The 17,133-nt window shown below is 59.1% G+C and carries 21 protein-coding genes; 8 read left to right on the top strand and 13 right to left on the bottom strand.

Features of this window, described 5'->3' with window-relative positions:
• Positions 1-34: 34 nt before the first annotated feature.
• The 3 genes from EIY72_RS14785 to EIY72_RS14775 form a co-directional block, all read right to left on the bottom strand.
• Entirely contained in the window at positions 35-718 is a 684-nt protein-coding gene (locus EIY72_RS14785; protein ID WP_093227104.1) for a hypothetical protein, read from the bottom strand.
• Between the two features lie 78 nt (positions 719-796).
• Positions 797-1,594, bottom strand: a complete 798-nt coding sequence (locus EIY72_RS14780; protein ID WP_093227101.1) for a hypothetical protein — start codon at positions 1,592-1,594, stop codon at positions 797-799.
• Between the two features lie 168 nt (positions 1,595-1,762).
• On the bottom strand, positions 1,763-2,677 hold the full coding sequence (locus EIY72_RS14775; protein WP_162276450.1) for a LysR substrate-binding domain-containing protein: 915 nt from the start codon (positions 2,675-2,677) through the stop codon (positions 1,763-1,765).
• A gap of 110 nt (positions 2,678-2,787) precedes the next feature.
• On the opposite strand from EIY72_RS14775, the gene EIY72_RS14770 reads away from it, so the two are divergent.
• The 3 genes from EIY72_RS14770 (at position 2,788) to EIY72_RS14760 (ending at position 4,719) form a co-directional block, all read left to right on the top strand.
• A complete protein-coding gene (locus tag EIY72_RS14770) occupies positions 2,788-3,426 on the top strand; it encodes an FMN-dependent NADH-azoreductase (protein WP_093227096.1) in 639 nt (212 codons plus the stop codon).
• Complete coding sequence (locus tag EIY72_RS14765) at positions 3,427-3,732, top strand: DMT family transporter (RefSeq protein WP_093227093.1); 306 nt, start codon at positions 3,427-3,429, stop codon at positions 3,730-3,732.
• A gap of 96 nt (positions 3,733-3,828) precedes the next feature.
• The gene (locus EIY72_RS14760; RefSeq protein ID WP_093227091.1) at positions 3,829-4,719 is read left to right on the top strand and encodes an esterase/lipase family protein; all 891 of its coding nucleotides are present in this window, start codon (positions 3,829-3,831) and stop codon (positions 4,717-4,719) included.
• Between the two features lie 123 nt (positions 4,720-4,842).
• Here the strand turns inward: EIY72_RS14760 and EIY72_RS14755 are convergent, their stop codons facing one another.
• Positions 4,843-5,730 (bottom strand): DMT family transporter, encoded by an 888-nt coding sequence (locus tag EIY72_RS14755; RefSeq protein WP_093227088.1) that lies wholly within the window; start codon positions 5,728-5,730, stop codon positions 4,843-4,845.
• 97 nt (positions 5,731-5,827) lie between these two features.
• On the opposite strand from EIY72_RS14755, the gene EIY72_RS14750 reads away from it, so the two are divergent.
• The 3 genes from EIY72_RS14750 (at position 5,828) to EIY72_RS14740 (ending at position 8,230) form a co-directional block, all read left to right on the top strand.
• The gene (locus EIY72_RS14750; protein WP_093227085.1) at positions 5,828-6,622 is read left to right on the top strand and encodes an AraC family transcriptional regulator; all 795 of its coding nucleotides are present in this window, start codon (positions 5,828-5,830) and stop codon (positions 6,620-6,622) included.
• A 64-nt stretch (positions 6,623-6,686) separates the two neighbouring features.
• Positions 6,687-6,995, top strand: a complete 309-nt coding sequence (locus tag EIY72_RS14745; protein WP_093227082.1) for a PsiF family protein — start codon at positions 6,687-6,689, stop codon at positions 6,993-6,995.
• A 221-nt stretch (positions 6,996-7,216) separates the two neighbouring features.
• Positions 7,217-8,230 (top strand): AI-2E family transporter, encoded by a 1,014-nt coding sequence (locus tag EIY72_RS14740; RefSeq protein WP_093227079.1) that lies wholly within the window; start codon positions 7,217-7,219, stop codon positions 8,228-8,230.
• Positions 8,231-8,353: 123 nt separating this feature from the next.
• On the opposite strand, the gene EIY72_RS14735 is transcribed toward EIY72_RS14740, so the two are convergent.
• Positions 8,354-9,628, bottom strand: a complete 1,275-nt coding sequence (locus EIY72_RS14735; protein ID WP_093227076.1) for an Hsp70 family protein — start codon at positions 9,626-9,628, stop codon at positions 8,354-8,356.
• Between the two features lie 132 nt (positions 9,629-9,760).
• Positions 9,761-9,937 carry a hypothetical protein gene (locus EIY72_RS29945; protein WP_165939602.1) on the bottom strand — a complete coding sequence of 59 codons (177 nt, stop codon included), beginning with the start codon at positions 9,935-9,937 and terminating at the stop codon, positions 9,761-9,763.
• Here EIY72_RS29945 and EIY72_RS14730 point away from each other — a divergent pair.
• Entirely contained in the window at positions 9,927-10,874 is a 948-nt protein-coding gene (locus EIY72_RS14730; protein WP_093227073.1) for a DnaJ C-terminal domain-containing protein, read from the top strand. The genes EIY72_RS29945 and EIY72_RS14730 overlap by 11 nt on opposite strands.
• Before the next feature lie 27 nt (positions 10,875-10,901).
• Entirely contained in the window at positions 10,902-11,207 is a 306-nt protein-coding gene (locus EIY72_RS14725; protein ID WP_093227071.1) for a chaperone modulator CbpM, read from the top strand.
• A 15-nt stretch (positions 11,208-11,222) separates the two neighbouring features.
• Here EIY72_RS14725 and EIY72_RS14720 read toward each other — a convergent pair whose 3' ends face one another.
• The 7 genes from EIY72_RS14720 to ureA form a co-directional block, all read right to left on the bottom strand.
• A complete protein-coding gene (locus EIY72_RS14720) occupies positions 11,223-12,122 on the bottom strand; it encodes an RHS repeat-associated core domain-containing protein (RefSeq protein ID WP_093227068.1) in 900 nt (299 codons plus the stop codon).
• A gap of 96 nt (positions 12,123-12,218) precedes the next feature.
• A complete protein-coding gene (locus EIY72_RS14715) occupies positions 12,219-13,355 on the bottom strand; it encodes a sensor histidine kinase (RefSeq protein WP_093227065.1) in 1,137 nt (378 codons plus the stop codon).
• Between the two features lie 175 nt (positions 13,356-13,530).
• Entirely contained in the window at positions 13,531-15,231 is a 1,701-nt protein-coding gene (gene ureC / locus EIY72_RS14710) for an urease subunit alpha (protein ID WP_093227062.1), read from the bottom strand.
• Between the two features lie 171 nt (positions 15,232-15,402).
• On the bottom strand, positions 15,403-15,711 hold the full coding sequence (locus EIY72_RS14705) for an urease subunit beta (RefSeq protein WP_093227060.1): 309 nt from the start codon (positions 15,709-15,711) through the stop codon (positions 15,403-15,405).
• Positions 15,711-16,244 (bottom strand): GNAT family N-acetyltransferase, encoded by a 534-nt coding sequence (locus EIY72_RS14700; protein ID WP_093227057.1) that lies wholly within the window; start codon positions 16,242-16,244, stop codon positions 15,711-15,713. The genes EIY72_RS14705 and EIY72_RS14700 overlap by 1 nt, the downstream gene beginning before the upstream one ends.
• Positions 16,245-16,250: 6 nt before the next feature.
• Complete coding sequence (locus EIY72_RS14695) at positions 16,251-16,784, bottom strand: GNAT family N-acetyltransferase (RefSeq protein ID WP_093227054.1); 534 nt, start codon at positions 16,782-16,784, stop codon at positions 16,251-16,253.
• Between the two features lie 9 nt (positions 16,785-16,793).
• A complete protein-coding gene (ureA, locus tag EIY72_RS14690; protein WP_057397787.1) occupies positions 16,794-17,096 on the bottom strand; it encodes an urease subunit gamma in 303 nt (100 codons plus the stop codon).
• Between the last annotated feature and the right edge of the window lie 37 nt (positions 17,097-17,133).

Raw genomic sequence — 17,133 nt, 5'->3', positions numbered from 1 at the left:
CGCTGGAACGACTTGCAATGCCTGACCTTTTAAATCAAGCGGTGGGAGCGAGGATGTGCATCAGCTTTGATTCGATGTTCTGCCCCAGTTTCTTGAGAACGTCATCTCTTATCTGGCTGTAATGACGCTCATCCAACAGGCTGTGCAACTGCCAGCTGTTGGTCTGCCGGTCGTTGATGGAGCTTAGAACTGGTTGATCAAACAGATCGACCGATAGCGCATGGTTTGTGGTGAAGGCCAATTGTTGGGTTATCACTGTCTTGTTACTGCGAATAATGGTCAGCAACGCAGCCGTTGATGTCACGGTTGTGGTAGGGGTATCGCTCTTTACCGCGTTGCTTTCAAGTTTTCTGATGATTGTCATCAGCTCCACCGACTCAGGTTGGAGTAGTGCCATTTGCTTAATTGCATTGGCGAGTGTTTGCTGTTCATCTTCCAGCAAGGCACTCCCGACGCTCTGTTTGGTAATTTTTAAAAGGCTGGTGCTCTCAAACTCGAGTCGTCTGGATGTTTGACGGTTTGTTGTCCAGCCAATATTTCGAACGGTATTTTTGTATGTTGGCCATGAAGTGAGACGATTGCTGCTTTTTTTTTCCGCTATCAGGTCACTTAGCAGGCTGGATGCCAGGATATCCTTTTTAAAGCTATCAGGGTGTGATCCAAAAAAGATTGTTATGTTGCCATTGATAAGCCAAGTGTCGAACGCAGTTTTTGTCATGTGTTCTCCTGCACTGCAGTGTGTGCATTAAATATATTGTGCCGGGCGCTTTCGCAGGATCTAATATATTGATGTTTGTTAGAGGTCAGGAAGGTTGCGAATAAATTTTTTACCGGCTTCAGTATATTTTTCGTACAGCTCATTACGCAGTCCGGAAAAAACCCGGCTGTCAAGATACGAGCGAACTGCGCCGGTTTTTATAGTGGTGGACTGCTTCGTCGATTTCCAGAACAAAATACCCCGAGTACTTTCTCGTGCATCAAGGGATATGCAATTTAGGATCATGTTTGGCTGTTGCCCGTTGTCAAGCCATATTGGGGATATATCGAATCTTGGCTCAACACCAGTAGTTTTGTTTCGTTCGTATACCTGTAGGGCTTTTGGATCTTTTTTCACTCTTTCAAGTGCTTCTTTCGCAACCACGCTAAGAATGCTGGCAGCTTGATTGCCAATCAATCCTGTTACCATTCTGAGGGCCACTTCGTCCATAGTCAGGCCAATTTTATGAATTGTGATTTCTTGCATACTTTTGTTTTGAGTGACCCAGCCAAGCTTGCCCAGGCCGTTGACATAGTATCGATACCATTCAAAGATTTGTTCTGTTTTAGGGTATAGCTTGTCTGCCGCATTTTGCATGACAAGTTTGCACAGGTTCACATCGTCGATAATTTCTTTTGGCACGCCGGGCAGAAATGCATCGATGGTGCCAGGCATGATACTGGCGGTTGGTTTGTTGATGTCGTGTTCAGATTCCTCCGAGAAGCTATCTGGGCCATACGCAACTGGCTGTATGGCGGCAGGCAGAGGTGGCAGAGGTGGCAGAGGTGGCAGAGGTGGCAGGGAATCCAGGAATTCGAGTCGTTGTTCAAGTAACATATAAGTAGTCCTTTACTATTTGTTTTGAACAGCCGGCTGGCTGTGCCATGTTAGAATAAATTTGTTTTTTTCAAAGTCTACAAGTTGTTTGTGACTTCAGGTTTTTAGTAGGTAATAAGTCTTGGCGTTATATGTGGTTTTTAAAGTCGGCATGGTGCGTACTTCCCTTTATCGCAACGCATGTCCAGACAATAACGCCTCTTCCCGCAGCCACTGAAAAAACACTCGCACCGGCGGATGTCGCTCACGCCCCGGTACACACAATGCGCTGTACCCGGCGCCGTCGACCTGCACGTCACCCCGATAAGGCACCAGCAATCCACTGGCAACACTTTCCGACACCAGGATGTTGCTCGCCAGCACCAGACCTTGTCCGGCAATCGCCGCTTGCAGGGCGTAATGCTCTTCGTCGTATTCGCGCACAGCCGGTGAATTGTCCAACCAGTTTTCGCCGGACTGCGCACACCAGGCCTGCCAGCCGTGGGCATAGAGTTTGGAGTTGTGCCAATGAACACTGATCAGCGCCGGCGTGCGTGTGGCCGCCAGCGTCACTTGTTCCGGCGAACCGTAAACCCCGAAGCACTCATCGAACAGGCACAGCCCATACAGGTTCGGGTAATCGTCGAGGCTGTAACGCAGCACCAGATCGACGCTGGCGTCCTGATGCAGGTCGATGACTTCGCAATGGGTGTCCAGGCGAACGTTGATGTTGGGATGTCGAGCGTAGAAACGTCCCAGTCGAGGGACCAGCCACAAGGCCGCAAAGGCGGCGGTGGTGGAGACGGTCAGGTTCACGTTACTGCGTTGCGGGCGCAGGGTGTCGACGCTTTGTGCCACCTCCAGAAAAGCGCCATGCAGGCTGTGGAACAGCCGTTCACCGCAGTCGGTCAGGCGCACCTGGCGCGGCAGGCGCTCGAACAAGGGCACGCCGAGCCAGGTTTCCAGTGAACGAATCTGATGAGAAACGGCCGTCGGTGTGACCGCCAACTCTTCAGCGGCCGCCTTGAAGCTCAGCAGCCGGGAGGCGGATTCAAAGGCACGCAGGGCGGTCAAGGGTAGCGAGGCAAACATTGGAAATACCATAGATGAATTGAATTCATCCTGACTGATTTATGCTCATTTGAAGCTAAGCAGCTGCGAGCTTCAAGCTGCAAGCCACAAACAGTTCCAGTGTAGCTCTTGAGGAAATACAGATGAGTAAAATTCTTGCCGTTCATGCCAGCCCCCGTGGCGATCGCTCTCACTCGCGGCGCTTGGCCGAAGTGTTTCTGGCAGCCTTGCAGGCGCGCCGCCCACAGGCTCAGTTAACCCGTCGTGAAGTCGGTCGGGCGTTGATACCGCCGGTCAACGAAGCGTTTGTGGCCGCTGCGTTTTACCCGGAGCCCAATGCTCGGCCGCTGTCGATGCAGGCCGATCTGGCCTTGAGTGACGAACTGGTGAACGAGCTGCTCGGCCACGATCTGCTGGTGATTTCCACGCCCATGCACAACTTCAGCGTACCCAGCGGCCTCAAGGCCTGGATCGATCAGATCGTGCGGGTCGGGCTGACGTTCGATCACACACTGGACAATGGCGTAGCTCAGTACCAGCCGCTGGTGCGAGGCAAAAAGGCGTTGATCATCACCAGCCGCGGCGGCTTTGGTTTCGGTCCGGGCGGTGAGCTGGAGTCGATGAATCATGCCGACACCTTGCTGCGTACGGTGCTCGGATTCATCGGCATCACCGATGTCACCGTGGTGGCCGCCGAGGGCGAAGAATCCGCTGACCGTACCTTCGATGTTTCCGCTGCCGAGGCCGAAGAACGCTTGCGGGCGTTGGCTGGGGAGTTCTAATTGGCCTGGGTGTTCTTGCTGGTCGCGGCCGGGTTCGAAGTCACCTTCGCCATGGGCATGAAGTACGCCCAGGGTTTCACCCGGCTATGGCCATCGCTGATCACCGTCGCCGCCGCCGTGGGCGGGATTTACTTCCTGACCTTGGCCATGCGCGAGCTGCCGGTGAGCATCGCGTACCCCATCTGGACCGCCATCGGCTCGTTAGGCACCGTGTTTCTGGGGTTCGCATTGCTGGGCGAGAGCCTGACCCTGATCAAGCTGCTGTCGGTCGGGCTGATCGTGGCGGGGGTTGTGGGCCTTAAGTAAGGCCGATGACATAGACTTGTCATCTTCGCTGGCGATGCTTGGCGGATGAATTGCATCCCGCCTTGCGTCACCCCCCGCCCACAAGGATGTCTGCCCATGTCGCCAGGTTCTACCCCGCGTTATCCGCTGGTGTTGGTCCCGGGGATGCTCGGGTTCATCCGGCTGGTGTTTTATCCGTACTGGTACGGCATCGTCGAAGCACTGCGCGGTACGGGTGCGACGGTGTTCGCGGTGCAGGTGTCGCCGATCAACTCGAACGAGGTGCGCGGTGAACAGCTGCTGGTGCGAATCGAGGAGATCCTGCGAGAAACCGGCGCGCAGAAGGTCAACCTGATCGGCCATAGCCAGGGTTCGCTGACGGCCCGTTACGCAGCTGCCAAACGGCCGGATCTGGTGGCGTCGGTGACCTCGGTGGCGGGGCCGAATCATGGCTCGGAGCTGGCGGATCACCTGCATGCCCACTATCCCCATGACAGTGTCCGTGGCCGTTTGCTGAGTTTCTTTTTACGGATGGTCGCTGTAGTGATGGGGTTGTTGGACACCGGCTATCGAGGGCCGAAGCTGCCGGTGGATATTCATGCCTCCCATCATTCGCTGACCACCACAGGGGTGGCGCTGTTCAACCAACGTTATCCACAGGGATTGCCGGACACCTGGGGCGGGCATGGCGCAGAAGAGGTCAACGGCGTGCGTTATTACTCATGGTCCGGCACCTTGCAGCCGGGCATCACCGATCGAGGGCGCAACTTGCTCGATGGCACCAATCGCAGTTGCCGGCTGTTTGCCAGGACTTTCGTGCGCGAGAAGGGACATTGCGACGGCATGGTCGGCCGCTACAGTTCGCACCTGGGGACGGTGATTGGCGATGAATACCCGCTGGATCACTTCGATATCGTCAATCAGTCGCTGGGGCTGGTAGGCAAGGGCGCCGAGCCGATTCGACTGTTTGTCGAGCATGCGGCACGGCTCAACGCGGCAGGGCTCTAGACTGCGTCATCGTTCATCGTCGGAACGCTGCCCGGACCAAGCTCGCTCCCACAGGTTTTCGGTCGTTCTCATTAAATGAGCTCGAAAAAAATGTGGGAGCTGCTTGCCGGCGATGGGGCCAGCTCAGGCAACGCTGGCCCTGCGGCCAAACACCGTGGTCCAGCGCTCGGACAGAATCACCCCACCCAAGGTCAACACACCGCCGATCAGGTGATACATCCGCAACTGCTCATGCAGCACCACCGCCGCAATCAGCGCAGTAATCAGCGGCAGTAAATTGAAGAACTGCGTGGTCCGGCTCGGCCCCAGGCGCACCACGGCCTGCATCCAGGCCAGCGGTGCAACCATCGAGGCCAGCAGGCAGGCATACAGCACGAGTGGAATGTTCTGCAGCGTCGGCCCCACCTTTTGCGAAACAAAGTACAGCGGAAACAACACCACCACCGCCACCAGCACCTGCAAATACAACAGCACCAACGGCGGCAGCTTCAACTGCCATTTTTTCAGCAGCGTGCTGTAGATCGCGTAGGCCAGGGTGGCGATCAGCATCATCACATCACCCAGATTTACACCATGCTCCACCAGTGCTCCAAGGCTGCCGGACGACACCACCACCAGCACACCGGCGAACGACAGTACCGCACCGGCCAGGGCGCCCATGGTCAGGCGCTGGCCGAGGCTGATAATCGCCATGGTCAGCGACATCAGCGGCATCAGGGACAGGATGATGCCCATGTTGGTGGCCGTGGTCATGCCCGCGGCGAAGTACGCCAGACTTTGATAAACGGCCATGCCGAGCACGCCGAGGACAAAAATCTTGCCCAGGTTCGGGCGGATCAGCGACCAGTGGGCGACCACTGGCTTGAACATGAACGGCGTGAACAGCAAACCGGCCAGCAGCCAGCGATAGAAGCCAATTTCGGCGGGGAAGATCGCCCCGGCCGACATTTTGGTGATCACGGTGTTACCGGCCCAGATAAAAATGGCCAGCAGGGGATAAGCGTATTGCATCGGGAAAAACCAGTACGTTGATGAAGGGCAATTATCCGCTTGTCTGGATGCAAGCCTATACTTCGATCCGGACAATTTGCCCCTGATGACGGACAGCATGAGCAGTAAACACATCGACCTGCTGGAATTCAACGAATTGCCGTCGGCGGTGTACTTCCGTTATGCCGATTTCAACGCCCACGAATATGCCGCGCCCCACCGACACCCGTGGGGCACCCTGGAATACGCCGCCCACGGGATCCTGCACATGGATGTCGACGGCAGCCGCTTCATGTCGCCCCCGCAATATGCGGTGTGGGTGCCGCCGCACATCGAGCACAGTTTCTACAGCCATCAACCGATCAATTACCGCGCGGTCTGCCTGGCGCCGTCGCTGTGCCCTGAGTTACCACGGCAGGCCTGCACCCTGGCCATCAGTGACATTCTCAAGGCGATCCTCAAGGACTTCGCCGCGCGGGATGTGAAGATTCCGGAACAGGAGGCCGACCAGCGTCTGGCTCAGGTGCTGGTGGATCAATTGCAACGGGCGCCGGTGCATGAGTGCTATTTGCCTTATGCCCGCAGTGCCGGTCTGCTGGGGATCCTGGAAGCCTTGCAGGCCGAACCGGGTGACAACCGGCCCTTGGCCGATTGGGCCGAACGCATCCATGTCAGTGAGCGCACTCTGGCGCGGCAGTTTGTCCGTGAACTGGGCATGAGCTTCGGCGAGTGGCGCCAGCGCCTGCGCTTTCTCGTGGCCATCGAGGCTCTGGAAACCCGGCGCAGCATTCAGGAAATCGCCTTTGATCTGGGCTACAGCAGCGGCTCTGCGTTTATCGCGATGTTCCAGCGTCAGGCCGGATGCACGCCGGAGCAGTACCGGCGCAGCCATTTGGAGAACAGGAAGGTGTAACAGGGGTTGTCTACACTCCAGTACGAGGCCGTTCCCCTCGGTGCGGCGACAAGGAGATAACTCCATGAAGATCCTGCGTGTCCCTTTGTTGATGATCGGGTTGCTGCTCTGCTCCCAGGGCTTCGCCGCCACTGCCCAGCAGAACAAGATGACCACCTGCAACGCCGACGCTACGGCCAAGAGCCTCAAGGGCGACGAGCGCAAAGCCTTCATGAGCACTTGCCTGAAGGCAGCGCCGGCAGCCAACGATGCCGCGAAGACTCTGACCCCGCAGCAGGAAAAAATGAAAACCTGCAACGCCGATGCGGCCACCAAAGCCTTGAAGGGTGATGCGCGCAAGGCGTTCATGAGTGATTGCCTGAAAAACAAATAATCTCAAGTCAAGCTGTGTGGGGCCCGTGCTGGCCCCTTCGCAAGCAGGCTCGCTCCCACAATGGGACCGAGTACGCAGGACAGCCTGCTCGCGAACGGGCCGCTCGAAGCCGTGCAAAAAATCCATAGCTCCGACCAAGGTCGGCCCACACAATCCTAGTGCTCACCCCGGATCGCTGGCAGACTGCCAATCCTTTTTACGCCGTTCGCTTCTGAGGCTGTATGCCAACGTTTTCTCAGCGTCACGTGTTGCTGGTCATCAGCTGGATCATCATTTTCGGCGGACTCCTGCTGGTCCTGCCATTGCGCTTGTTGCCGAGCCTGCTGGCCGGTCTGCTGGTGTTCGAACTGGTCAACATGCTGACTCCGCAATTGCAGCGCCTGATCGAGGGCCGGCGTGCCCGTTGGCTGGCGGTGGCGTTACTGGGGACGTTGATTGTCAGCATCCTGTCGTTGATCTTCGCCGGTGCCATCAGCTTCCTGCTGCATGAGGCGGAAAACCCTGGCGCGTCTCTCGACAAATTCATGGGCGTGGTCGACCGCGCACGGGGGCAACTGCCACCGTTCATCGATGCCTACCTGCCAGCCAGTGCCGCCGAGTTTCGGGTAGCGATTGGCGAATGGATCAGCAAGCACCTGAGTGAACTGCAGCTGGTGGGCAAAGACGCGGCGCATATGTTCGTGACGCTGTTGATCGGTATGGTGCTGGGGGCGATCATCGCCTTGCAGCGGGTGCCGGACCTGACCAAACGCAAACCGCTGGCCGCCGCGCTGTTCGATCGTCTGCACCTGCTGGTCCAGGCATTCCGCAACATCGTGTTCGCGCAGATCAAGATTTCCCTGCTCAACACCTTCTTCACCGGGATTTTCCTGGCGGTGATCCTGCCGCTGTTCGGCATCAAGCTACCGCTGACCAAAACCCTGATCGTGCTGACGTTCCTGCTCGGCCTGCTGCCGGTGATCGGCAATCTGATGTCGAACACCCTGATCACCATTGTCGGCCTGTCGCTGTCGATCTGGGTCGCTGTGGCGGCACTGGGTTATCTGATCTTTATCCACAAGCTCGAATACTTCCTCAACGCGCGGATCGTCGGTGGGCAGATCAGTGCCAAATCCTGGGAGTTGCTCCTGGCGATGCTGGTGTTCGAGGCCGCGTTCGGCCTGCCGGGGGTGGTGGCGGGACCGATTTACTACGCGTATCTGAAGAGTGAGTTGAAGCTGGTGGGGATGGTTTGATCCGCTGGATTTATAGTGCCTGATCTGGCCTCTTCGCGAGCAAGCTCGCTCCCACAGTAGTCCCGTATACACAGGTCAATGTGGGAGCGAGCTTGCTCGCGAAGGCGGCACCTCGGTCTTGGATCAGTCCATGGAACCGTAGCGTTTGGCAGCTTCAATCGCCAGACCGCTACCGATACTGCCAAAGATGTTGCCTTCCACATGCCGCGCCTTCGGCAGCATCGCCGACACGCTGTTGCGCAGCGCCGGAATCCCGCTCGAACCACCGGTGAAGAACACCGTATCGACCTGATCGACACGCACATCGGCATCCGCCAGCAACTGGGTGACGCTGTTGCGCACCCGCTCCAGCAGGCTGTCGATGGCCGACTCGAACAGTGCACGGCTCAAGTCCACGCTCAGGCCCGCCTCGATGCGGTCAAGTGCGACATGGCGGCTGTCGGCATGGGTCAGCTGGATCTTGGTTTCTTCCACTTCCATCGCCAGCCAGTGCCCGGCGCGTTGCTCGATCAGCTTGAACAGGCGATCGATGCCGCCGGTGTCTTCGATGTCGTAGCGCATGCTGCCCAGGGCCAGTTGGGATTTCTGCGAATACACCGAGTTGATCGTGTGCCAGGTAGCCAGGTTCATGTGGTGGCTGGTCGGCATGTAGGCGCCGCTTTTCATGCGGCTGCCGTAGCCGAACAGCGGCATCAGGCCTTGCAGGCTCAATTGCTTGTCAAAGTCGGTACCGCCGATGTGCACACCACCGGTGGCGAGGATGTCGTCCTGGCGGTTGTCCAGGCCACGACGTTCTGGCGACAGACGCACCAGCGAGAAGTCGGAGGTACCGCCGCCGATGTCGACGATCAGTACCAGCTCTTCTTTTTCGATGGTCGACTCGTAGTCGAAGGCCGCAGCAATCGGTTCGAACTGGAACGAGACTTCCTTGAAACCGATCTTGCGCGCGACTTCCACCAGGGTGTCTTCGGCTTCCTTGTCGGCCATCGGGTCATCGTCGACGAAAAACACCGGACGGCCCAGCACCACCTCTTCGAACTCCCGACCGGCGGCGGCTTCGGCGCGGCTCTTGAGCTGGCCGATGAACAGGCCGAGCAGGTCCTTGAACGGCATGGCCGTGCCCAGCACGCTGGTGTCGTGCTTGATCAGCTTGGAGCCCAGCAGGCTCTTGAGCGAACGCATCAGGCGGCCTTCGTAGCCTTCCAGGTACTCGTGCAGGGCCAGACGGCCGTAGACCGGGCGGCGCTCTTCAATGTTAAAGAAGACCACCGACGGCAGGGTGATCTTGTCGTCCTCCAGCGCGATCAGCGTTTCCATGCCGGGGCGAAGCCAGCCGACGGTGGAGTTGGACGTGCCAAAGTCGATACCCACGGCACGGGCTGGAGATGCGTTGTTCATGTCTTTCAGGTTCCGGTTAAAAAACGGCCGCGCAGTGTATGCCAGTGCGCGACAGATTCGAAGGCCGGTTATCTGCTAAATGTCGCCTGACAATCCTTGAAAGACTGCGATTTACCCCCAAACTACCCTGCATCAACCGGACAGCCGCGCCAGTGCTTGCAAGAAGCCGCGCCCGCTGCCGATAAACTTCCAGTGCGCCGCCCGGTCACAAATATTGAGATCGGGCAGACCTGTGGCTGCAAACAAGCGCATGCTGTGGGCTGTGGCGCGATTTTGATAACGGATGGTGATTCCCGCGATGGACTTCAAAGACTATTACAAGATTCTCGGCGTGGAGCCGACAGCCGACGACAAGGCGATCAAGGCCGCCTATCGCAAGCTGGCGCGTAAATACCACCCCGACGTCAGCAAGGAAAAGGACGCCGAGGCCAAGTTCAAGGACGCCTCGGAAGCCTATGAAGCGCTGAAAAGTGCCGACAAGCGCGCCGAATACGATGATTTGCGTCGCTACGGCCAGCACGGCCAGCCTTTCCAGGGGCCACCCGGCTGGCAGAGCCGTGGTGGTTTCGGTGGCGGCGGTCAGGACACCGGCGATTTCTCGGACTTTTTCAGTTCGATCTTCGGTAATCGTGGCCCGGGCTTCGGTGGTGGTGGACAGTCGCGTCGCAGCAGCGGACGTCGAGGGCAAGACGTGGAAATGGAACTGCCGGTGTTTCTGGAAGAGACCCTCTCGACCGAATCAAAGAAGGTCACCTTCCAGGTGCCGCAATACAACGCTGCCGGCCAGCACGTCAGCAACACCAGCAAAAGCCTGAACGTGAAGATCCCGGCCGGTGTCACCGACGGCGAGCGCATTCGCCTCAAGGGCCAGGGCGCACCCGGTGTGGGTGGTGGCGCCAATGGTGACCTGTACCTGACGATCCGTTTTGCGCCGCATCCGAAGTTCGATGTCGAAGGCGAGAACCTGATCATCACCTTGCCGTTGGCACCATGGGAGCTGGCGCTGGGCGCTGAAGTCGCCGTGCCGACCCTGACCGGCAAGATCAATCTCAAGGTTCCGGCCGGCAGCCAGAACGGCCAGCGCATGCGCGCCAAGGGCCACGGCCTGCTGAACAAGGCCGGTGAGCGTGGCTACCTGTTCGTGCAGCTCAAGGCGGTCATGCCGAAAAAATCGGACGATGACATCAAGGCCCTGTGGCAGGAACTGGCGAAAAAAGCCGCGTTCGACCCACGTGAGCATTTTTGATCCAAAGGATCCAAGGAGTCACTGACTATGAGCAGTCCCCTGATCGTTCAACTGGACATGGCAGCATTCTGTGAGGCGACCGAGCTGTCGGACGTCTACGTGATCGAAATCGTCGAACACGGCATCCTCGAACCTCAGGGCGCTCAGCCCAAGGACTGGCTTTTCAACGACTACGAACTGACCCTGGCCAAGCGCGCCGCCAAGCTGCGGCGCGACCTTGAGCTGGAATGGGAAGGCGTCGCCCTGGCGCTGGACCTGCTCGAAGAGGTCCAGCAGCTGCGGGCGGAGAACCGCATGTTGAAGCAGCGGTTGGGGCGGTTGGTGGTGGAGTAGGCGCGAGCGCGTTTCTTATCGATTTCTCCTGATCATGGGGAATTTTTCTTTTGACCCGGGAATGATTGGGTCGCCATGACGGCCTATCTCACGGACTTGCCTTGCAGTTTGAGTGATGGTGTGGGGCTGTGTTTGAGGACGGGCCAAAATGACACGTTCCTGTCCCCGATGATCCTGGACGGTTTGAATTGCCGAACGGGGATCCTGGACCACTCCTTCGGAGAAATCCGGTAGGGCGGGCTGCCGTGGGGCCGATCTCGGGTCGCTGGCAACGTATCTTTGAGCATACACATCAATATCTCTAGCAAAATCTTCCCAGGGCATCAGGTCTGGATTATCGAAATGTTCTTGTCCCACTCTGGTTACTGACCCAGACCGCGCCACGCGCGCCGGTGTTGAGGTAGTTGTATTCGGGGCTGATGGGGTTGAGGCTATCGGGCTCGGAGTGTAGTTATTGGGCTTGGATCTGGAGAGGGGCGATGGTGGAGAAGAAGAGGTAGGAGACGGAGATCCAGCTGGCCCTGAGGAAAGGAGTCGTCTAATAAACTTTGGAAGTGGCATATGCCCCGTAGGATCCGAATAACTCACCGGGTCGCCCCCACAATACATATACGCATTCAACCCACCCCTCCCAAACGGACTCAAACTGTCCGGACTGTGAAAGCGCATCAACGTCGGGTTATAAGCCCGGTACCCATTCCCCAGCAAATACCAGCCGATGTGCGTATCGCGAAACTCCCCATTGAATGCCAACCCTGTCATAACGGGACGCTGCGCAGATTGCTGCCCATAGACTGTATAGGCGATAGCGTTTGGAGTGCTGCCGACAAGCTCGGCGATAACCGAGTGTTTACTGTCGGTTGCCAGCAGCACGGTACGTCGCTGTCGTGAGTGATCTGTCGGTGAGCGAGGCATAACCAGGTCCTTGCGTCGAGTGCTTTGAGTCAGCAGTTTGACTCGACCGTCCTGGCGCCGGGTACTAGCAGATCTGATAGGTCGCGACGGCTGGTGTTATGCAGATCGCAGATTTCTCGGCAACAACACCGTAAACAACGTCCCCTCAGCTTCGCTGGAACTGACCTCGATCGTGCCCCTATGGGCATCGACCACTTCCTTGACGATGAACAGCCCCAGGCCAAGACTGGTCGACGGCTGGCCCAGCCCTTCATCGGCGCTGCGTACCAATGGGTCGAAGAGGGTGATGATGGCGTCGGCAGGAATGGGCGGGCCGTAGTTGTGCACGCTGATGCAAACCGTATCGGCCGCGCCTGTCAGGGTCACGGTCACGTCGCGTTTGTTGGCGCCATGCTGCAGGGCATTGCCGATCAGGTTCTGCAACAACTGCGCAAGCCGCCCGACGTCCCAGGTGCCGTGGGTGTCGCCCTCGATGTTCAGGGCCGGATCGCACTCGGGGTTGCCGGCGCAGGCTTCGGCGATGGCCGCATGTGCTGCCTCGGCCAGGTCCATGGGCGCGGGCTCGATGGGCAGATTCTTGCCCAGGCGGCTGCGGACCAGTTCCAGCAAGTCGCTGACCATCACCGCCATGTGCCGCGCACCCCGCTGGATGTGCGTCGCGCAGGTCAGGGCATCGCCTTCGAGGGTGGTTTTGCGCAGGAGCATTTCGATGGACATGCTCACCGCCTGCAACGGCGCACGCAGGTCGTGGCCGAGAATCGCCAGAAAGATGTCTCGCGAGCGATTGACCTGCTCGGCATAGGCCGCGGTGGATTCGGCGAGGGCTTCGTCGATGGCTTCGTTGAAGCGGATCATGTCCTGGAAATAGGCCATGTCGGGAGACTCAAGGCTGTCGACCCACAGGCGAATCACACAGGCGCGCAGGTGGCGGAATTCGCTGGTCATCTGCACCAGATCGAAACCGACGTTGTGGCGTAACTCGCCGTGGCTGGCACCGGCCCAGTCCAGGCTCGGGGTCTTTTCCGGTCCTTCGCCGCGGGCTTTGGCGGCCTGTTCACTGGCGGTCTGCGGCTTGATCATGTCCCGGGCGGCAGCCAGCAAAATCGATTTCGCGTGATCGCGCAGAGCGACACTGTCCAGTAATTCGGCGGCCGGGGTAATGGTTTCGGCGAATTGTTCCCATTCATCGACGATGCGATCAACCTGTTGCACGATGAAATCGGAAAGGCGCATGGCGGTTACCTGAGCGTGGATCGAAGGTCAGCGAATCGAAATATAGCCCCTTTACCGGGAAATACACGACCGCTCATGCACCGGTGATTGCCGGTTATGGTCACCGAAAAAGTACAGACCCCGCTCCAATGCGTTGGCAAGGAGACGGGGCCGTTTTCGTGGCGTTTTGGCGGGGTCAGAACAGGAAATATCTCTGAGCCATCGGCAAGCTGTCCGCCGGTTCGCACCATAACAGCTCGCCGTCAGCCTTGACCTGATAGGTTTGCGGGTCGACGTCGATGTTTGGCAGGTAGTCGTTGTGGATCAAGTCGGTTTTCTGCACCTGACGGCAGCCTTTGACCACCGCGATTTTCTTCTTCAATCCCAAGGCTTGTGGCAAACCTGCATCCAGTGCTGCCTGGCTGATGAAGGTCATGCTGGTGGCGTGCAGCGAGCCACCGTAGCTGGCGAACATCGGCCGGTAGTGCACCGGCTGCGGCGTCGGAATCGAGGCGTTGGCGTCGCCCATCAGGCTGGCCGCGATGGCGCCGCCCTTGAGAATGAGCGTCGGTTTCACGCCAAAAAAAGCCGGACGCCACAGCACCAGGTCCGCCCACTTGCCGACTTCGACAGAGCCCACTTCGTGACTGATGCCGTGGGTAATCGCCGGGTTGATCGTGTACTTGGCGATGTAGCGTTTGGCGCGGAAGTTGTCGTTGCCCTCGCCATCGCCGGGTAGCGCACCGCGCTGTTTCTTCATCTTGTCGGCGGTCTGCCAGGTGCGGGTGATGACCTCCCCGACCCGGCCCATGGCCTGGCTGTCGGAACTGATCATCGAGAAGGCGCCAAGGTCGTGAAGGATGTCTTCGGCGGCAATCGTCTCACGGCGGATACGGCTTTCGGCGAAGGCCACGTCTTCGGCGATACTCGGGTCCAGGTGGTGGCAGACCATCAGCATGTCGAGGTGTTCGTCGATGGTGTTGCGGGTGAACGGCCGGGTCGGGTTGGTCGAACTCGGCAGCACGTTGGCAAAGCCGCAGGCCTTGATGATGTCCGGGGCATGACCGCCACCGGCGCCTTCGGTGTGGTAGGTGTGAATGGTGCGACCCTTGAAGGCGGCGAGGGTGGTTTCGACGAAGCCGGACTCGTTGAGGGTGTCGGTGTGGATCGCCACCTGTACGTCGTATTGATCGGCAACGCTCAGGCAGTTGTCGATGCTCGCGGGTGTGGTGCCCCAGTCTTCATGCAGCTTCAGGCCGATGGCGCCGGCCTTGACCTGTTCAATCAGCGGCTCCGGCAAGCTGGCGTTGCCCTTGCCGGTGAGGCCGATGTTCATCGGGAAGGCATCGGCGGCCTGGAGCATGCGCGCCAGGTGCCAGGGCCCGGAGGTGCAGGTGGTAGCGTTGGTGCCGGTGGCCGGTCCTGTACCGCCGCCGATCATGGTGGTGACACCGCTCATTAGGGCCTCTTCGATCTGCTGCGGGCAGATGAAGTGAATGTGGGTGTCGATGCCGCCGGCGGTGAGGATCATGCCTTCACCGGCGATGACTTCGGTGCTGGCGCCGATGGCGATGCTGACGCCGGGCTGCACGTCCGGGTTGCCGGCCTTGCCGATGGCGGCGATGCGGCCGTCCTTGAGGCCGACATCGGCCTTGACGATGCCCCAGTGGTCGATGATCAGGGCGTTGGTGATCAGCGTGTCGACCACCTCGGCTGCGAGCAATTGGCTCTGGCCCTGGCCATCGCGAATCACCTTGCCGCCGCCGAATTTCACTTCCTCGCCGTAGGTGGTGAAGTCTTTTTCCACCTCGACCCACAGCTCGGTATCGGCCAGGCGCACCTTGTCGCCGACGGTTGGGCCGAACATGTCGGCGTAGGCTTGTTTTGAGATTTTCATGGGCATGCCTTGAACGTACGATTCATTGTGGCGAGGGAGCTTGCTCCCGTTCGAGTGCGAAGCGCTCGCGAAGCCGGAATAGGTGGTGTGCGTGACGGAATACGGTTGCAGATTTTGGGGCTGCTGCGCAGTCCGGCGGGAGCAAGCTCCCTCGCCACAGACAGGTGCATGTCAGTCGAGGTCACCCATGACCCTGCCGGCAAACCCGAACACCCGCCGGTGCCCGGCGTAATCCACCAGTTCCACATCGCGACGCTGCCCCGGCTCGAAACGTACCGCCGTGCCCGCCGCAATGTTCAGGCGCATGCCACGGCTGGCGTCGCGGTCGAACGTCAGGGCGTCATTGGTTTCAAAAAAGTGGTAGTGCGAACCGACCTGAATCGGCCGGTCGCCGCTGTTGGCCACGGTCAGGCGGAGGGTGCGGCGACCGGCGTTGAGCTCGATTTCGCCGGGTTGGATCTGGTATTCGCCGGGAATCATCAATGGGCTCCTTGGAGAATCTTGAAATAGAGGGCCGTTGGCTTGTAGCGCCCGGTGGGGTCGCAGGCGTAGTCCGGAATCTCGCCGGCGCGGGTGTAGCCAAGGGCTTGATAGAAGGCCTCGGCGGGCGAACCGGCCTCGGTATCGAGGAACAGCATGCCGCGTTTGTACTGCACCGCAGCCTGCTCCAGCGCCTCCATCAATTGCTGGCCCAGACCACGTCGGCGGGCGTTTTCGCGCACCAGCAGTTTCTGCACTTCGGCGCGGTTCAGGCCATTGGCTTTCTGGCACAGGCTCAACTGGACGCTGGCCTGAACCTGCTCATCCTTGACCACCACCCACAGCAGCAGGCTGCCCTTGTTCAGGTTGTCCTGGACCTCGTCGAAGTACGCATGGGCCTGCATGGCGTCGAGATCGGCCATAAAGCCGACACTGGCGCCATAACCCACCGCATCGAGCAGCAGCTCGATCAGGCCCTGGCGATAGTGCGCGAAGCTTTCAACGTTGACGCGGCGCAGTTGGGCGGCGTTCATCGGGCGTTACTCCTTGTCGGCACTGGGCGGTTGCGCGCCAGGATTGAGGGTCAGCTGCATGAACGTCAGGTCCAGCCAGCGGCCGAATTTGGTGCCCACCTGCGGCATCTGCCCGGTGGTGATGAACCCGGAGCGTTCGTGCAAGCGGATGGAGGCGGCGTTGCCGCTTTCAATGGCGGCGACCATCACGTGTTTGTCGCACCCTCTGGCGCGCTCGATCAATTCACCCATCAGCTTCGGGCCGAGACCGTTGCCCCGTTGATCGCTGCGCACATACACCGAGTGCTCGACGGTATGTCGGAAACCGTCGAAGGGCCGCCAGTCACCGAACGAGGCGTAGCCCAGCACCGTGTTTTCGGTATCGACGATCACCAGGATCGGATAAGCCTGAGCCTGGCGCGCACTGAACCATGCCTGGCGGTTGTCGAGGTCGACGGCCTGCTCATTCCAGATCGCCGTGGTGTTGAGCACGGCGTCGTTGTAGATGTCGCGGATCGCCGGCAGGTCGGCATGCAGGGCATCGCGGATGTGGTAAGTCATGGGGCAGCCTCAAGCGATAGGTTGGTGGACGGTGACCAGTTTGGTGCCGTCGGGGAAGGTGGCTTCGACCTGAATCTCCGGAATCATTTCCGGGATGCCTTCCATCACTTGTTCGCGGGTCAGCAGGGTGGTGCCAAAGTGCATCAGTTCGGCGACGGTCTGGCCGTCACGGGCGCCTTCGAGCAGCGCAGCAGAGATGTAGGCCATGGCCTCGGGGTAGTTGAGTTTCACGCCGCGGGCCAGACGTCTTTCGGCCACCAGGCCGGCGGTGAAGATCAGCAGCTTGTCTTTTTCGCGTGGGGTCAGGTCCATCGTAGACATCCGGTTTCGGCAGTTAAAAGGTCATTCA

Source organism: Pseudomonas vancouverensis (assembly GCF_004348895.1).
Classification (GTDB): Bacteria; Pseudomonadota; Gammaproteobacteria; order Pseudomonadales; family Pseudomonadaceae; genus Aquipseudomonas; species Aquipseudomonas vancouverensis.
This window is presented reverse-complemented; position numbering and strand designations above follow the sequence as displayed.

Bases quoted from the DNA above. Each gene is read 5' to 3' on its own strand.
- EIY72_RS14785 (WP_093227104.1), bottom strand. From the start codon at position 718: ATGACAAAAACTGCGTTCGACACTTGGCTTATCAATGGCAACATAACA.
- EIY72_RS14780 (WP_093227101.1), bottom strand. From the start codon at position 1,594: ATGTTACTTGAACAACGACTCGAATTCCTGGATTCCCTGCCACCTCTG.
- EIY72_RS14775 (WP_162276450.1), bottom strand. From the start codon at position 2,677: ATGGTATTTCCAATGTTTGCCTCGCTACCCTTGACCGCCCTGCGTGCC.
- EIY72_RS14770 (WP_093227096.1), top strand. From the start codon at position 2,788: ATGAGTAAAATTCTTGCCGTTCATGCCAGCCCCCGTGGCGATCGCTCT.
- EIY72_RS14760 (WP_093227091.1), top strand. From the start codon at position 3,829: ATGTCGCCAGGTTCTACCCCGCGTTATCCGCTGGTGTTGGTCCCGGGG.
- EIY72_RS14755 (WP_093227088.1), bottom strand. From the start codon at position 5,730: ATGCAATACGCTTATCCCCTGCTGGCCATTTTTATCTGGGCCGGTAAC.
- EIY72_RS14750 (WP_093227085.1), top strand. From the start codon at position 5,828: ATGAGCAGTAAACACATCGACCTGCTGGAATTCAACGAATTGCCGTCG.
- EIY72_RS14745 (WP_093227082.1), top strand. From the start codon at position 6,687: ATGAAGATCCTGCGTGTCCCTTTGTTGATGATCGGGTTGCTGCTCTGC.
- EIY72_RS14740 (WP_093227079.1), top strand. From the start codon at position 7,217: ATGCCAACGTTTTCTCAGCGTCACGTGTTGCTGGTCATCAGCTGGATC.
- EIY72_RS14735 (WP_093227076.1), bottom strand. From the start codon at position 9,628: ATGAACAACGCATCTCCAGCCCGTGCCGTGGGTATCGACTTTGGCACG.
- EIY72_RS14730 (WP_093227073.1), top strand. From the start codon at position 9,927: ATGGACTTCAAAGACTATTACAAGATTCTCGGCGTGGAGCCGACAGCC.
- EIY72_RS14725 (WP_093227071.1), top strand. From the start codon at position 10,902: ATGAGCAGTCCCCTGATCGTTCAACTGGACATGGCAGCATTCTGTGAG.
- EIY72_RS14720 (WP_093227068.1), bottom strand. From the start codon at position 12,122: ATGCCTCGCTCACCGACAGATCACTCACGACAGCGACGTACCGTGCTG.
- EIY72_RS14715 (WP_093227065.1), bottom strand. From the start codon at position 13,355: ATGCGCCTTTCCGATTTCATCGTGCAACAGGTTGATCGCATCGTCGAT.
- ureC (WP_093227062.1), bottom strand. From the start codon at position 15,231: ATGAAAATCTCAAAACAAGCCTACGCCGACATGTTCGGCCCAACCGTC.
- EIY72_RS14705 (WP_093227060.1), bottom strand. From the start codon at position 15,711: ATGATTCCCGGCGAATACCAGATCCAACCCGGCGAAATCGAGCTCAAC.
- EIY72_RS14700 (WP_093227057.1), bottom strand. From the start codon at position 16,244: ATGAACGCCGCCCAACTGCGCCGCGTCAACGTTGAAAGCTTCGCGCAC.
- EIY72_RS14695 (WP_093227054.1), bottom strand. From the start codon at position 16,784: ATGACTTACCACATCCGCGATGCCCTGCATGCCGACCTGCCGGCGATC.
- ureA (WP_057397787.1), bottom strand. From the start codon at position 17,096: ATGGACCTGACCCCACGCGAAAAAGACAAGCTGCTGATCTTCACCGCC.